12 protein-coding genes are annotated in these 14,223 nt (G+C 71.9%); 8 read left to right on the forward strand and 4 right to left on the reverse strand.

The annotated features are described in order from the left end of the window. Window positions 1-2: 2 nt before the first annotated feature. The 4 genes from ACFVTF_RS35990 (at window position 3) to ACFVTF_RS36005 (ending at window position 2,527) form a co-directional block, all read left to right on the forward strand. On the forward strand, window positions 3-218 hold the full coding sequence (locus ACFVTF_RS35990; RefSeq protein WP_387818247.1) for an MbtH family protein: 216 nt from the start codon (window positions 3-5) through the stop codon (window positions 216-218). Window positions 219-228: 10 nt separating this feature from the next. Then, window positions 229-1,479: a cytochrome P450 gene (locus tag ACFVTF_RS35995; RefSeq protein ID WP_387818249.1), complete on the forward strand. Its 1,251-nt coding sequence runs from the start codon at window positions 229-231 to the stop codon at window positions 1,477-1,479. Window positions 1,480-1,562: 83 nt separating this feature from the next. Continuing rightward, entirely contained in the window at window positions 1,563-2,300 is a 738-nt protein-coding gene (locus tag ACFVTF_RS36000) for an SRPBCC domain-containing protein (RefSeq protein WP_387818251.1), read from the forward strand. A 35-nt stretch (window positions 2,301-2,335) separates the two neighbouring features. Beyond that, window positions 2,336-2,527: a hypothetical protein gene (locus ACFVTF_RS36005; RefSeq protein WP_244293816.1), complete on the forward strand. Its 192-nt coding sequence runs from the start codon at window positions 2,336-2,338 to the stop codon at window positions 2,525-2,527. A gap of 57 nt (window positions 2,528-2,584) precedes the next feature. Here the strand turns inward: ACFVTF_RS36005 and ACFVTF_RS36010 are convergent, their stop codons facing one another. From ACFVTF_RS36010 to ACFVTF_RS36020, 3 genes are all read right to left on the reverse strand, one after another. Further along, window positions 2,585-4,657, reverse strand: a complete 2,073-nt coding sequence (locus tag ACFVTF_RS36010) for an alkaline phosphatase family protein (protein WP_387818253.1) — start codon at window positions 4,655-4,657, stop codon at window positions 2,585-2,587. Next, window positions 4,654-5,154 (reverse strand): hypothetical protein, encoded by a 501-nt coding sequence (locus ACFVTF_RS36015; RefSeq protein WP_387818255.1) that lies wholly within the window; start codon window positions 5,152-5,154, stop codon window positions 4,654-4,656. The genes ACFVTF_RS36010 and ACFVTF_RS36015 overlap by 4 nt, the downstream gene beginning before the upstream one ends. Before the next feature lie 162 nt (window positions 5,155-5,316). Next, on the reverse strand, window positions 5,317-5,664 hold the full coding sequence (locus ACFVTF_RS36020) for a hypothetical protein (RefSeq protein WP_387818257.1): 348 nt from the start codon (window positions 5,662-5,664) through the stop codon (window positions 5,317-5,319). Window positions 5,665-6,247: 583 nt separating this feature from the next. On the opposite strand from ACFVTF_RS36020, the gene ACFVTF_RS36025 reads away from it, so the two are divergent. Both ACFVTF_RS36025 and ACFVTF_RS36030 read left to right on the forward strand, forming a co-directional pair. Continuing rightward, window positions 6,248-6,964 (forward strand): flavodoxin family protein, encoded by a 717-nt coding sequence (locus ACFVTF_RS36025; RefSeq protein WP_387818259.1) that lies wholly within the window; start codon window positions 6,248-6,250, stop codon window positions 6,962-6,964. Between the two features lie 370 nt (window positions 6,965-7,334). Next, window positions 7,335-9,212, forward strand: coding sequence for a protein kinase (locus ACFVTF_RS36030; RefSeq protein ID WP_387818261.1), 1,878 nt, complete (start codon window positions 7,335-7,337; stop codon window positions 9,210-9,212). A 43-nt stretch (window positions 9,213-9,255) separates the two neighbouring features. Here the strand turns inward: ACFVTF_RS36030 and ACFVTF_RS36035 are convergent, their stop codons facing one another. Further along, window positions 9,256-12,207, reverse strand: a complete 2,952-nt coding sequence (locus ACFVTF_RS36035) for a BTAD domain-containing putative transcriptional regulator (RefSeq protein WP_387818263.1) — start codon at window positions 12,205-12,207, stop codon at window positions 9,256-9,258. Window positions 12,208-12,472: 265 nt separating this feature from the next. Here ACFVTF_RS36035 and ACFVTF_RS36040 point away from each other — a divergent pair, with 265 nt between their 5' ends. Both ACFVTF_RS36040 and ACFVTF_RS36045 read left to right on the forward strand, forming a co-directional pair. After that, entirely contained in the window at window positions 12,473-12,979 is a 507-nt protein-coding gene (locus ACFVTF_RS36040) for a SigE family RNA polymerase sigma factor (RefSeq protein WP_387818265.1), read from the forward strand. Between the two features lie 70 nt (window positions 12,980-13,049). Next, window positions 13,050-13,850, forward strand: coding sequence for a hypothetical protein (locus ACFVTF_RS36045; RefSeq protein ID WP_387818267.1), 801 nt, complete (start codon window positions 13,050-13,052; stop codon window positions 13,848-13,850). Window positions 13,851-14,223: the final 373 nt, after the last annotated feature.

The raw sequence follows: 14,223 nt of genomic DNA on the forward strand, positions 1-14,223 counted from the left end.
CCATGACCAACCCCTTCGACGACCAGGACGCCACCTTCCTCGTGCTCGTCAACCAGGAGGACCAGCACTCGCTGTGGCCGCAGTTCGCCGACGTCCCCGAGGGCTGGACCGTCGCCCACGGCCCCGACAGCCACACCGCCTGCCTGGAGTACGTCGAGCAGTCCTGGACCGACATGCGGCCCAGGAGCCTCGCCGTCGCCATGGACGCCCGGCAGTAGCGCGGCCGACGTGACCTCCACCGACACCCTCGGCACCGACACCCCCGGCACTGACGCCGCAGCCGGGCCCGGCGACCTCGCCGCGGCCCTGTACACGCCCGAGGCCCGCCGCGACCCGTACCCCTACTACGCCCGCATGCGGCACGAGAGCCCGGTCCACCGCAGCGCCCAGGGCATCTGGTACCTCACCCGGTACGCCCACGTCGACGCCGCGCTCGGCGACCTGCGCCTGTCGAACGACCGGGACCGGATGACCCGGGCCCTCGGCGGCCTGGGCGGCGACCTGAAGGCCCTCAGCCGGCTCACCGACCGGCTCGGCCGGGTGATGACCAACACCGACCCGCCGGACCACGCCCGGCTGCGCAAGCTCGTCAACCGGGCGTTCACCGCCCGGCGCGTCGAGGCCCTGCGGGACGGCATCCAGACGGTCGTCGACGACTTGATCGACCGGGCCGTGGCCCAGGGGCCAGCCATGGACTTCATCGAGGCGGTCGCCTCCCCGCTGCCCCTGGCCGTCGCCTGCGAGCTGTTCGGCATCCCGCCCGAGGACCGCCCCGAGGTGAAGACCTGGTTCCGCCGGATCGGCAACCTGGCCGCCGACATCGAGCAGGCCGAGGCCGCCGTCGACCAGTACGAGGAGTACCTGTCCCGGCTCATCCGGCAGCGCCGCGAGGATCCGGGCGACGACCTGATCAGCGCCCTGGTCACCACCCAGGCCACGGACGACCGGCTCACCGACTCCGAACTGCTGTCCACCTGCTTCGTCCTCATCACCGCCGGGGACGAGACCACCGCCAACCTGATCGGCAACGGCGCCCTCGCCCTGCTGCGCCACCCCGACCAGCTGGCCCGGCTGCGCGAGGACCCGGCGCTGATCCGCACCGCCGTCGAGGAGCTGGCCCGCTACGACACGCCGACCCAGGCGATCGTCCGGGTCGTCGCGCAGGACCTGGAGATCGGCGGGCGGACGCTGCGCGAGGGCGAGCTGGTGTACCTGTTCCTCAGCGCGGCCAACCGCGACCAGTACCGCTTCGAGGACCCCGACCGGCTCGACCTGACGCGCGCCCGCAACCGGCACCTGACCTTCGGCACGGGCCCGCACTTCTGCCTCGGCGGACCACTCGCCAAGCTCCAGACCGAACTGGCGATCGGCACCCTGGTCCGCAGGCTCCCGCGCCTCGGGCTCGCCGACGGGACGGTCCTCGACTGGCGGCCCAACCCGCTGCAACGGCACCTGTGCGCACTGCCGCTCACCTACTGAACGACAAGCCCGTCGAACGACGACCCCACCGAACGACAACCCCACCGAACGACAAGACCATCGACCGCGAAGGAGAACCGACCATGGCCCGAGAGTTCCAGGTGCGCCGGGAACAGGACCTGCCCGCCGCACCGGACAAGGTCTGGCAGGCGATCGCCACCGGCGCCGGCAACCTCAGCTGGCTGTACCCCATGGAGGTCGAGCCGCACGTCGGCGGCACGGTCTCCCGCGGCGGCGGCACCGTCGTGGCCTGGGAACCGCCGCACCACTTCGCCGTCCTGGCGACCAGGGACGGCGGCTTCTCGAACACCCTCAGCTACCACATCGAGCCGGCCGACGGCACGTCGAGCCACCTGCGGATGGGCATCCACTGGGTGCACGAGGGCGTCGTCGACGACGGCTGGGACACCAGGGCGGACGCGGCCGAGAAGCACGTCGACTTCTACCAGCACAGCCTCGCCCAGTACCTGACGCACTTCGCCGACCGCACCGCCGTCTACGTCAAGGCCGCCCGGCCCGGACCGACCGCCGACCCCGCCGACTTCGCCACGCTGCGCCGGCGCCTCGGCCTCGCCGACGACACGTCTGTCGGCGACCGGCTCTCACTCGACCTCCCGGGTGCGGACGGCGGCTCGGAAGAGGTGGTCGTGGACTACCTGAGCCCCGACTTCATCGGCCTGCGCGGCCCGGACACGCTGTACCGGTTCTACAACGGCAGCTCCTGGAACTGGCCGATCTGGCTGGGCCACCACCTGTTCGCCGAGGGAGCGGACGAGGAGCAGGCGACCAAGGCGTGGAACGCCTGGCTCACCGGCTCCTGACCCGCCGTACGACAGACGGACCGGAGGGACCCTTGGTGGAAGAAACACTGCTCTACGCCGCCGAACTCGTCGAGGAGGGCGGCACCTACAAGCTCGTCGTGCAGGACGTGGTCCGGGACACCGTCCAGGTCACCCCCGTCCCCAAGACCGCGGTGGACAGGCTCCCGACCTTCCTGTCGGTGCTCAGCGCCAAGCTCAACCCCGCACCGGCACGCGGCCGCCGGTAGGACGCCTCACACCCGAGGAGGCCGGCGCCGCGGGCCCGGCGCCGGCCTCCTCGCCGTTCAGCCGCTGATGCTCGGCCGGCCGTTCTCGACGTGGCCCATGAGGCGGCGGCGGAAGGACGCGTCCTCGGCGATCGCGAGGTCCAGGTCGTACCAGCCGTCGGCAGCCTCGGTGTCCCAGGCGAGGACGAGGGGTCTGCCCGTGACGACCGTCCCGGTCAGCGCCTTCGCGGTGCTGTAGTACCGGGGAGCCACGGTGACGGTCTGCGGTGTGGCGCTGGGTGAGGTGATCGTCAGGGTGAGGGTGCGCTTCGGGGCGGCGGCGATGGCGGTGGCCACGGAGGTTTCGGCGGCGGCCCCGGAGGCCTTTCCGGCGAACTCACGGCGGAACCCGTTGGGGCCGGTGAGGTAGAAGTCGTAACTTCCTTCGCGCAGAGGCACTTTGGTGGCGGGCGTGGTGGTGCCGAGCACGTCGAAGTGTCGGGGTGCGTCGTAGGTACCGGACGTGCCGACGTTGTCGTACAGGGTCAGGTGCACGGAGGCGGCGCCGGTGTTGGCCGGCTGGAGGACGAACGCGCCCTGCTGCTGGTCCAGGGCGCCGTGGGCGTCCGGCTGGTACGGCAGCGGGCGGGCCAGACGCCGGGTGGGGTCGGTGGGTTGCGGCGGCGGGTCGCCGGTGCGGTCGAAGTCGAAGACCGAGGTGAGGTTGCCGGCCACGGTGCGCCGCCAGCGGCTGATGGCGGGCTGGCGAACGCCCAACCACTCTTCCAGGAAACGGACTTGTGAGGTGTGGTCGAAGACCTGGGAGTTGACGTAGCCGCCCACCGTCCACGGGGAGACGACGATCATCGGTACGCGCATGCCCAGGCCGATGGGCTCCTTGCCGACGTACTCGTCGTCGACATCCTGCGGGGGCACCGGCGGCGGCACGTGGTCGAAGAAGCCGTCGTTCTCGTCGTAGCTGATGAACAGCACGGTGGAGTCCCACATGTCCTCGTCGGAGGCGATGACGTCCAGGACCTGGGCGACGACCTCCTCGCCGGTCATGGGGGCCGAACCGCCGTCGCCCGGGTGCTCCGAGTCCGCGTCCGAGGGCACCAGGTACGAGACCCGGGGGACCCGCTTCGCCGCCACGTCCTGGGCGAACGCGTAGACGAAGTCGCGGTAGTTCTTCGGGTTCTGCTTCGAGTCCGGTGGGGGCGGGCAGCGGAAGAGTCCGCGGTCGTAGAGGCTCCGGTCGGCCGGCGGAAGGTCGGCGACCGCCTTGGCGAGGGCCTCCACGTCCGGCTGCTGAACTTGACCCGGATTCTTGTAGAAGTCGTACAGGCTCAGGTAGTCGAGCCCGGCCTTCGTCAGCACGGTCTGGAAGATCCGCTTGAACTCGGCGTGGAACTCCAGATTGTTGTCGTAGTAGTTGTCCCAGCCCTGGTAGACGCGCCAGCTGATCCCGTCGGAGCCGAAGGGGTCGTTGTTGACCTCCAGGATCTCGGGGTAGCTGGACCAGTTGTAGCCGAGCGCCCGGTCCCCCGTGTAGGTCGCATCGGGATTCTCGCGGTCGTGCGCGACCGACCCGGTGACCCGTGACCCGTCGGGCTCCCAGCCGCCGAACCCGCTGAAGAGGTAGTTGCGGTTCGAGGTGGTCTCGCTCATCACCGAGCAGTGGTAGGCGTCGCACACGGTGAACCGCTCGGCCAGTGCCCGGTAGGTGCCGACGACCTCCGGCTGGTCGAAGTAGCCCATCGTGACGGTTCCCTTGGCCTTGATCCACTGGTCGTAGCGGCCGTTGTTCCACGCCTGGTGGCCGGTGGGCCAGTTGTGGGCCTCCGGCTCGGCGGTACCCTGGTCCGGCCTGAGCTGGTAGGGCCTCCGGGGCTCGGACGTGTGGCCCGGATCGGGCTGGTCGAGGACGGTGCGGCCGCCGGTCCCGGGGAACGTGACGAGGTTGCGGTCGTCGTACCCGCGCACTCCTCGGAAGTTGCTGCCGAGGTAGTGGTCGAAGGAACGGTTCTCCTGCATCAGGAAGACCACGTGTCGGATGGCCTTCAGTCCGCCGGGGCGGGGCTTGCGCTTGAGGGCCTTCAGCAGCGAGTCCGGCAGCGACGGAGCGCTCTGCGGGGAGTGGGGAGTGTTCACGCGTTCTCCTGGTCCGGCGTGGCGGGCGAACCGGAGGGTGCGTTCTCGGTGGCCCGGAGGTAGTCGAGGTAGAGGAAGTCGCCCGTCGCGCCCTCGTTGAGGTTGGTGCCGACACGGGTGTAGCCCGTCTTGGGAGGGATCTCCTGCGATCCGTCCTTCCAGTCCGTGACGGTGAGGTCGACGATGCGCCGGCCTGCGCCTTCCTGGCGGGTGACGGCCAGGAACAGGGCCTTGCCGTGTACGGGTGTCCCCCTGTTGAGGTCGACCGGCAGTTTCTGGTACCCGGGGGGCGGCTTCTCGTCGTCCTTCAGGACGCGGATGCCGGTGACGGGTTGGCCCTCGGCGGACCGTTCGAAGACGAGGTACAGGTAGGCGCCGTGCGCGCCCTTGTTCAGGTCGACGTCGATCCACTCCCACCCGGCGGGTGTGTGGAACGGACTTCGTACCGGGTCGTCGTAGGCGACCAGGACGTTGACGTCTGTGACGAACTGACCCATGGGCAGGTCTCCGATCGGGGCAGGTGTACATGAGCGGGGGAATGGAGGGATTGAAGGTCAGGACACGTACGGGTACGGGAAACGCCCGGCCGGGTCGGCCCGGCCGGGCGTCCAGTGCTGGGTGCGGCGGGTCCGGTGCGGTCCGCGCACCCGAGGCTGCCGTCAGCCCTTGGTGAGGCCTTCCCACTCGCTCAGCGGCGCCGGACCGTAGGTCTTGGTGTCCGTGTGCGGCTCCCCGTTGGCGACGTTGATCCGCACGAACCGGTCGCCGGAGAAGACCCAGTACTCGTTGCTGCCGTCCGGGACCTTCATGACGGCGTCGATCTTCGCGAAGTCCGACAGGCTGGGCCAGTCCTCGCGGATGGTGCCCTTGCCGACGAGCTTGTCCGGGTACGGGTGGCTGCTCGTCACGGTGATTTCGACGCGCCGGTAGTCGGTGTTGGAGAACACCCAGAACTGGTTCGGCTTGTCGGGAACGGCCATCACCGCGTCGACATGGCTGAAGCCCATGGTTGAGCCTTTCTGAATTCATCTGTTCGTGTGCCGCCGAAGCTGTGATCAGGCGGATTTGCGGCTCGGTCCCATGGCTCGCGTGCGGCGAGGAATGTCGGGGAGGAGCGCCGCGAACCACGCTAGGTCGGCCGGTCCGGGGGCGCGATGCGAAAAGGCCTGGTGAGCTGCATTCCAGTGACAGATAATTTTGCTACGAACCTTTGGCGCGAGAAGCGTGAGAAGTCGGTCAGGCACTCGGGAGGCCTTGACAGCCTGCCCCGCGGCCGTCCAGGACCGAGAACGAGTAGCCCCCTCGCAGGCCGGTTCCGCGAGGCTCGACGACGGCGTCCCTCCGAGTGGACCGGTGTCCGGTCGTGGCTGGGGCAGGACGCGGCCCGGGTACCCGCGGGGGCGGGCGGGCACTCGGATGCGGTACGCGTACCCCGAGGTCGAGTCCGAGCAGAGGAACGCGTCGGTCGACAGGATGGCGCGCCGTCAGGCGAGCGGCCCAGTTCCACGAGCGTCCGCCGCGCGGGGCTGGTGAGCTGGGCAGGGAGTCGGTGGTTGGACCGGTTTCCCGGAGCTGCTGGAGGAGGAGTCCGTGCCGGACCCGACGACGTCGTACACCGACCTGCGCGCCCTGGTGATCAACTGCACGTTGAAGCGTTCCCCGGAGCGAAGCCACACCCAGGGCCTGATCGACGTCAGCACCGGCATCCTGGAGCGCCAGGGCGTCGCCGTCGACGTCCTGCGCGCGGTGGACCTCGACATCGCCACGGGCGTCTGGCCGGACATGACGGAGCACGGCTGGGAGACCGACGAGTGGCCGGTGATCTACTCCCAGGTGATGGCCGCCGACATCCTCACGCTAGCCGGACCTGTGTGGCTGGGCGACAACTCCTCGGTGATGAAGAAGGTCATCGAGCGGCTGTACGCCTGCTCGTCGATTCTCAACTCCGAGGGCCAGTACGCCTACTACGGCCGGGTCGGCGGCTGCCTGATCACCGGGAACGAGGACGGTGCCAAGCACTGCGCGATGAACGTCCTCTACAGCCTCCAGCACCTCGGCTACACCGTCCCGCCACAGGCGGACGCGGGCTGGGTGGGGGAGGCGGGCCCCGGTCCCTCCTACCTGGACCCCGGGTCGGGCGGGCCGGAGAACGATTTCACCAACCGCAACACCACCTTCATGACCTGGAACCAGCTCCACCTCGCCCGCATGCTCAAGGACGCCGGCGGCATCCCGGCCCACGGCAACCAGCGCTCCGAGTGGGACGCCGGCTGCCGCTTCGACTTCGAGAACCCCGAGCATCGCTGAGCGCAACCCGGCGGTCTCCGGGCGCGCCGACTCGCGGCGCTGCCGTGCCTCCGGCGTCAGAACGCTCCCATCCGCGGCTGAGTGGACGACCTGCGCCGGGTGCGGTCCACCCGGTGCAGGTGTTCAGCACCTGGTGGTCCTGGACTGCAGGATGGTGCTCGGGATGACGCCCCGGCTGCCCGGGTGGGGGTAGAGGGGAGGGCCTTGGGGCGGTGATGGCTTGAGTCGACCGTGATTCATATGATGGAAAGCCAGTAATTGTTTTGCCGGTGTCATGATCCTCGGAGGGCGCCCCGGACCAAGGTGCGCCCATGGAACCGGGCCGGTCTCCGGATTCGCTCCGGTCCTCGGGCTTGATTCAGGGAGTATCATGCGCGGCACCGTGCTCGCCGACCGCTACCGGCTGGTTGACCTGCTGGGCGGCGGGTCGATGGGCGACGTGTGGCTCGCCGAGGACGAGGTCCTGGGACGCCGGGTCGCGGTCAAGGTGGTGAAGCCGGCCCTGCTGGACGAATCCGGCTTCGCCGAACGCTTCCACGCCGAGGCCCGCGTCATGGCACAGCTGCGCCACCCCGGCATCGTCGGCGTGTACGACTACGGGCACAGCGCCGTGGACGGGCGGCCCTCGGTCGGCTACCTGGTCATGGAGCTGATCGACGGGGAACCGCTGAGCGCCGTGCTGGAACGCCGCGGGGCGCTGACGGTGGAGGAGACCCTCCTGATGGCGCTCCAGGTGCTGGAGGCGCTGGAGGCCGCGCACCAGTCCGGGGTGGTCCACCGGGACATCAAACCGGCCAACCTGATGGTCCGCGGCGACCGGACGGTGATCGCGGACTTCGGCATCGCCCGGCCCGGCTGCGACGCCCGGCTGACCGTACCGGGCATGGTGCTCGGCACCGCCGCCTACCAGGCGCCCGAACAGGCCTCCACCGGGACGGTCACCGCCTCGGCGGACCTCTACGCACTCGGCGTCGTCCTCTACGAGTGCCTCGCCGGCCAGCTCCCCTTCGACGGGGAGACCGCCCTCGAACTGATCCTCAAGCACCTGACGGAGCCCGTGCCGCCGCTTCCGGAGGACGTGCCCGCGCCGGTGTGGGCGCTGGTCGAGCGGGCGATGGCCAAGGAGCCCGGCGAGCGCTGGCCCGACGCGGCGGCGATGGCCGCGGCGGCACGGGACGCCCTCGCACCGGCCGAGGCGACGGCGCCGCCGGCTCCGATCGGGCCCCGGCCGGTCGCCGGACGCGCACGGTGGGCCAGGTTCCGCCTGCGCGGTCTGATCGGGGTGACGGCGCTGTCGCTGCTCTGCGTCGTCGGGGCCTCCGGCGCGACGGTGATCCGGTCCGACGAGGACGACGCTCCGGACGCCGCCGCCGTCGCGGGCCCGGTGGCCGGCCTCTCGGGCCCGGCCGTTCCCGCGGCGGTGGCAGCCGACCGCCAACCCGCCGGACAGCAGCCCGCCGAGCCGACGGCCCCGGTGCCGTCGGCCGGACCGGAAGCGGGCGGGAGCCCCACGCCCGGCGCCGAGCCCGAGCCGGTCGCCGGACGGACCTCCGCCGGGCCCGTCCGGCCCGGTACGCCCACCCGGGGCACCGCCGCGTCCCCTCCCGCCTCCACCACGGCCACCGGCGGCCAGGGCACCACCACGCCCGTCCGGCCCGGTACGCCCAACCCGGCCCCCGCCGCGTCCCCTCCCGCCTCCACCGCGCCCACTGCGAGCCAGAACCCCGCCTCGCCCGCGCCGACCTCCGCCGTCCCGTCCCCGCCCGCCTCCCACGAACCGCCCACGCCCACGCCGTCCGCGACGTCGACGCCGCCCACGCCCCCCACGCCGGAGCCGAAACCGCAGCCGCAGCTGCCCTCCCAGGCACAGATCACCGGCGTCAACGGCGCGCTGGACAACTCCTACTCCGTGGACGAGAACGGCAACCGGGTCGGCACCTTCAACGTCAACAACACGCCGGCCCAGGTGTGGCGGCTGGAAAAGGTCTCCGAGGGGAAGTACTTCCTGCGCAACGCCTCCAGCAACTACACCAAGGTGCTGGACCTGGACACGGGTGACGGGCGCGTGCAGATCTGGACGAGCCCGCCGTACAACGACAACCAGCTCTGGTCCTTCGTGCCGGTTCGGGGTGGCTACCAGATCGTCAACGGCACCACCAAGGGCTGTCTGACGTCCGACGGAGTCGCCTACTACGTCAGGGTGGCGGCCTGCACGAGCGCGGACAACCAGGTGTGGGCGCTGTCCTGAGCCGTCCGACCGGCAGCCGAACACCCCCGGGGCGAGGGGCGGATCAGGCCGGCAGCCAGGACGGCCACTGCCGGCGGGGCCGGTCGGCGGTCCCGCCGAGGCCGATCAGGGCGCGCAGCCGGTCGGCTTCGGGGGAGCCGATGGAGGCCAGGATGTCGTAGGCCTCCGACCGGCACTCCCGGGCCGCGTCCTCGGCGGCGCCGCGGTCGGCGAGCGCGTCGCCGAGCGCCGCCAGGGCCAGCCCCCGCCCCCGGCGGTCGCCGTCGAGCGTCAGCACCTCGACCGCCCGGCCGGCCGCCTCCACCGCCTCGTCGCCGCGGCCGACGGCTCGCAGCGACTCGGTGAGCCGCAGGAGCGTGCGGCCCGTCCGGCGCCGGTCGTCCGGCCGCAGCAGGGCGAGGGCGCCGCGGTGGTGGCGCAGGGCCTGCTCGAACTCGCCGCGATCGTGGGCGATCGTCCCCAACGAGTCGAGGGCGAGCGCCTGGAGCTCGTGGTCGGCGAGCTGGTGGCAGATCAGCAGCGACTGGTCGACGACGCGGACCGCCGCCTCGGGCCGGCCGAGCTCGGTGAACGCACCGGCCAGGTTGAGCAGTTCGCCCGCCACCGAGCGCCGGTCGCCGAGCCGCTCCCAGACCGCGATCGCCGCCGCGAAGCCGTCGACCGCGTCGCCCGGCCGGCCGACCTGGACGAACAGGGCGGCCAGCGAGGCATGGGCCAGGGCGAGCAGCGGACCCGGCAGGCTGTGGGCGATGCACAGGTCGCGGGACCTGAGCAGCTCGCCGAGGGCCGCGGGTTCGGAGCCGACCTCGGTCAGCAGCCGGCCGAGCACCAGCCGGGCCCTGACCTCGGCCGTTCGGTCGCCCTGCCGGACCGCGGCCTGGAGCAGGACCTTGGCCGCGTGCCCCAGCGGCCGGGCGGCCTGGCCGGTCTCGCACAACAGGCTTCCCCCGAGCAGCAGTTCGGCCGCCAGATCGAGCCGGGGCGGCTGGGGGAGTCCGGCGTACTGGCCGACCAGGGCGCCGATGCCCTGGTACTCGCCGCGACCGCGGGCCACCACGCGGCAGTCGGCGGCGTACGGTGCGCCGGGGCCGGTCAGGGCCGCTCGGGTGGCGGCCGGGCCGAGGGCCGTGACGGTCTCGGCGTGCTGGCGGATCACCAGGCGGGTGAGGACGGCGGCCGGGCGGTCCGCCTCCGGGGCCGAGCCCGCGCCGCCGGCCTCGACGTCGGCCGCCGTCTCCGGGACGAGCCGCTGGGCGAAGGCGCGCAGCAGGTCGTGGTAGCGGTAGCGGTCCGGCGGCGCGGTCTCCAGCATCGAGCAGTCGACCAGCGACTCGGCCAGCTCCTCGGCCTCGTGCTCGGGCAGGTCGAGCACCGCCGCGACCGCGCCCGGCGACAGGTCAGGCACGTCCGGCACCGCCAACAGGCAGAAGGCCCGGGCCTGTTCGGGCGTCAGCTGGTCGTAGCCGAAGCGGAACGCCGACTCGACGGCGAGGTCCTCGGTGCGCAGCACGTCCAGCCGGCGACGGTTCTCGGACAGCTTGTCGAGCAGCCGCGCCATGGTCCAGCCCGGCCGGCAGGAGAGGCGGGCGGCGAGGATGCGCACGGCCAACGGGAGGTGGCCGCAGAGCCGCACGAGCTCCCTGGCCGTGTCCGCCTCGGCCTGCAGCCGCTGCCCGCCGACCACCTGGCCGAGCAGGTCGAGGGCCTCCTCCGGGGCGAAGGCCGGCAGCTCGACGACGTGCGCGTTGGGAAGCGAACCGAGCCTGGACCGGCTGGTGACGAGCACGGCGCAACCGGGCCGGCCGGGCAGCAGCGGCCTGATCTGCTCGGCGTCCCGGGCGTTGTCGAGGACCATCAGCACGCGTCGGCCGGAGAGCAGCGAGCGGAACTGGGCGGAGCGTTCGGCGAGCCCGGCGGGCAGCGCCTCCGCCGGCACGCCGAGGGCGCGGAGAAAGGCGCCCAACACCTCCTCGGGCGGGGTCGGGCGGCCGTCGGCCCCGTGCAGGTCGACGTAGAGCTGGCCGTCGGGGAAGTCGGCGGCCAGCCCGTGCGCGACATGGACGGCCAGGGCCGTCTTGCCCATGCCGCCCAGGCCCGACACGGTCGCCACGGGCACGGTGCGGGGCGCGAGCAGGACGGCCCGCACCGCCTCCGTCTGCGCCTCGCGGCCGGTGAAGTCGGCGAGGTCGGCCGGTACCTGGGTCGGCCGGACCGGCGCGTGGTACGGCGGACGGGCCGTGGCGGTGGTGTCCGGCCGGGGCGGCGCGGGCGCCACGAGGGCGGCGTCGGCCACCAGGATCCGGCGCTGCAAGTCGCGCAGACCGGGCCCGGCGGCGACGCCGAGCTGCGCCCGCAGCCGCCGGTCCGTGTCGCGGTACACGCTCAGGGCCTCGGCCTGCCGTCCGGACCGGTAGAGGGCGAGCATCAGCAGCTCGGAGAACCGTTCCCTGAGCGGGTGTTCGGCCGCGACCGCGGTCAGTTCGGCGACGGCCTCGCCGGACGGCCCGGCCTCGATCTCGGCCTCCAGACACGACTCCAGGACGGTCACCCGCCGTTCGGTCCACTCGCCGCGCTGCCGTTCGGCATAGGGGCCGGAGAGCCCGGACATCGGCTCGCCCTGCCAGAGGGCCAGCGCCAGGCGCAGCGTGGCGGCGGCGCGGGCGTGCTCCCCGGCGGCGCTGAGCTCCTTCGCCGTGGCGACGAGCTCCTCGCAGCGGTGGGTGTCCAGCTCCCCGGGATCCACGGTGAGCAGGTAGCCCCCGCTGAGCGAGGTCAGCGGGGCGGGCCCCAGGACGCGGCGCAGGCGGTGGACGTACGTCCGGATCACGGCCATGGGCTTGGCGGGCGGTTCCTCGCCCCACAGGTCGTCGACGAGCTGACCGGTCGACACGGGGTGGTTGGCCCTCAGCAGCAGCGAGAGCAGCAGGCTGCGCTGCTGCGGCGACCCGAGTGCGAGCTCCCCGCCGTCCCGCCACCCCCGTATCGGTCCCAGCACCGTGAACCGCAACCCACCCACCGACCGTTCCCCTCTGCCCGCAAACGAACCCCCGGGCGCATGATACCGACCGCATCACCGCTGGCCTGGTCTGCTTCTCAGGGGGTCGGCCGGGGTGTCCCGTGGGGAGCCGGAGGTGTTCGCTGAGGGCTCTCGACGCGGCAGCGGTGAAGAAGGTGTCCGGACCGCGCGACATCCTGGCACCTCACGTAGTCGTGAGGGGTATGCACGGGGATCACAGGACAAGGGAACAGGCGGGAACCGAGTGAAGTCAGCACAGGAGGATGAGTACCTGGAGTTCGCGGCCGCGAGGGCGAAGGCGCTGTACCGCTCGGCGTACGTCCTCGCGGCAGGTGACACGTATCTCGCGGAGGACCTGGTCCAGGAGGCCCTCAGCCGGGTGTACGTGCACTGGAAGCGGGTGGCCAAGGCGGACAACCCGGCCGCCTACGCCCAGACGGTCCTGGTCCGCACGTTCCTCAGCCTGCGGCGTCGGCGGAGCAGCGGCGAGCGCCCCACCGGGACCATGCCCGACAGCGCGGCGGCCGGCCCGGACACCGCGCTGCGGCTCACCCTGCTGGACGCGCTCGGCCAACTGCCGCCCCGCGACCGGGCGGTGCTGCTGCTGCGCTACTGGGAGGACCGCAGCATCGAGGAGACCGCCCGGATGCTCAGGCTGAGCAGCAGCGCGGTCCGCTCCCAGGGCACCCGGGCACTCGGCAAGCTGCGCGCCCTGCTCGGCGACAGCCTGTCCGACCTGGTCGCGCACTGAGTACTCGTGCCGGCAGGTCCAACGCCGCAAGGCCCCCATCAGCATCAGCGACAGAAAAGGTGACGCCAGCATGCCGTTCGAAGCAGACCTCGCACACGCCCTGGACCGCACGACCGACTCCCTCGAACCCGATCTCACCGCGCTCCTGAGCGGCACCGTCGAGCGTGGGCGGAGCCGCCGGCGTCGGCGCACGGCCGGTGTCGTCGCCGGGGTCGGCGCCTGCGCCGCGATCGCGGCGGCCGGCCTGGTGATCCCCGAGGTGTTCGCCGGGATGCACTCCGAAGGGTCCGACATCAGGGTGGCGGCGATGGCGATGCCCCGTTCCGCGGTCACGGACACCCAGATGATCCAGGCCCTGGAGGCGACGTTCCCCGGGGGCCGGTTCAGCGCGGAGAGCGGGCAGAGCAACAACCCCTCGGATCCGTCCGCAGGGCTCGTCGCCAACGGAGGACTGGTCCTCGACGACGGTCACGGAGCCGCCTTCGTCGGCGTCTCAGCCCTGCGGCTCCAGCTGCCGCTCAAGGACGGCGACGGGCTGAGCTGCGAGTGGGTGCCCAAGCGTGACGGTGACTCCTGCAGGATGAGCGAGCTGCCGAGCAGCGCCGAGATTCCCGGCGGGGCCCTGGTGATGTACCAGCAGAACGCGGCCGCGCACCCGGTCCGTCCCGACACCGCCCGCCGTTGGACGGTGACGGTGACCCTGAAGTCGACCGGCGCGCAGCTTCAGATGGTGCAGTGGAACAGCACGGGGGGCGGCACCGGCGCGGAGACCCCGAAGCCGACCCGTCCCGCGCCTCCGCTCTCCGAGCAGCAGGCGGTGGCCGCACTCACCAGTGCCGCCTGGGCGCCGATCCTCGGCGCCGTCGGCTGACCCTGCGCGTCGCGTTCGTATTGGTAGGGGTTGCGTCCGTCGGGGTCGAGCACGGCTGTTCCGTTGTTCCGTGCGAGACCTCGGCGGGCACGCGCCCCGGGCTGGGCATTTGTTTCGGGCGCCGAGTAGGGGTACTGTCAGCCAGTCGCTCGGCAGGGAGCACCGGACACGCATCGGCGCGGACGGTCCCGGGGCGGCCAATCCTTTCGAAACACCACGTCCCGGTTCGGGCCGGGTCTGCGTGCCATATGCGGGCGAGACTCGGTGTGTATATCGGTGTGTTCGTTTTATTGGATTGCGGCCGATTCGCTTTTCGGAGCAGGGATCGGCTAGAGTTTGAAACGTCGGACGGGGCGTCAAGCCGCAGAAGACA

This window comes from Kitasatospora sp. NPDC057940, from assembly GCF_042887425.1.
Taxonomy (GTDB): Bacteria; Actinomycetota; Actinomycetes; order Streptomycetales; family Streptomycetaceae; genus Kitasatospora.

Excerpts from the sequence above, each read along its gene's own strand:
- ACFVTF_RS35990 (WP_387818247.1), top strand. The coding sequence starts at position 3 with ATGACCAACCCCTTCGACGACCAGGACGCCACCTTCCTCGTGCTCGTC.
- ACFVTF_RS36000 (WP_387818251.1), top strand. The coding sequence starts at position 1,563 with ATGGCCCGAGAGTTCCAGGTGCGCCGGGAACAGGACCTGCCCGCCGCA.
- ACFVTF_RS36015 (WP_387818255.1), bottom strand. The coding sequence starts at position 5,154 with ATGGGTCAGTTCGTCACAGACGTCAACGTCCTGGTCGCCTACGACGAC.
- ACFVTF_RS36020 (WP_387818257.1), bottom strand. The coding sequence starts at position 5,664 with ATGGGCTTCAGCCATGTCGACGCGGTGATGGCCGTTCCCGACAAGCCG.
- ACFVTF_RS36030 (WP_387818261.1), top strand. The coding sequence starts at position 7,335 with ATGCGCGGCACCGTGCTCGCCGACCGCTACCGGCTGGTTGACCTGCTG.
- ACFVTF_RS36045 (WP_387818267.1), top strand. The coding sequence starts at position 13,050 with ATGCCGTTCGAAGCAGACCTCGCACACGCCCTGGACCGCACGACCGAC.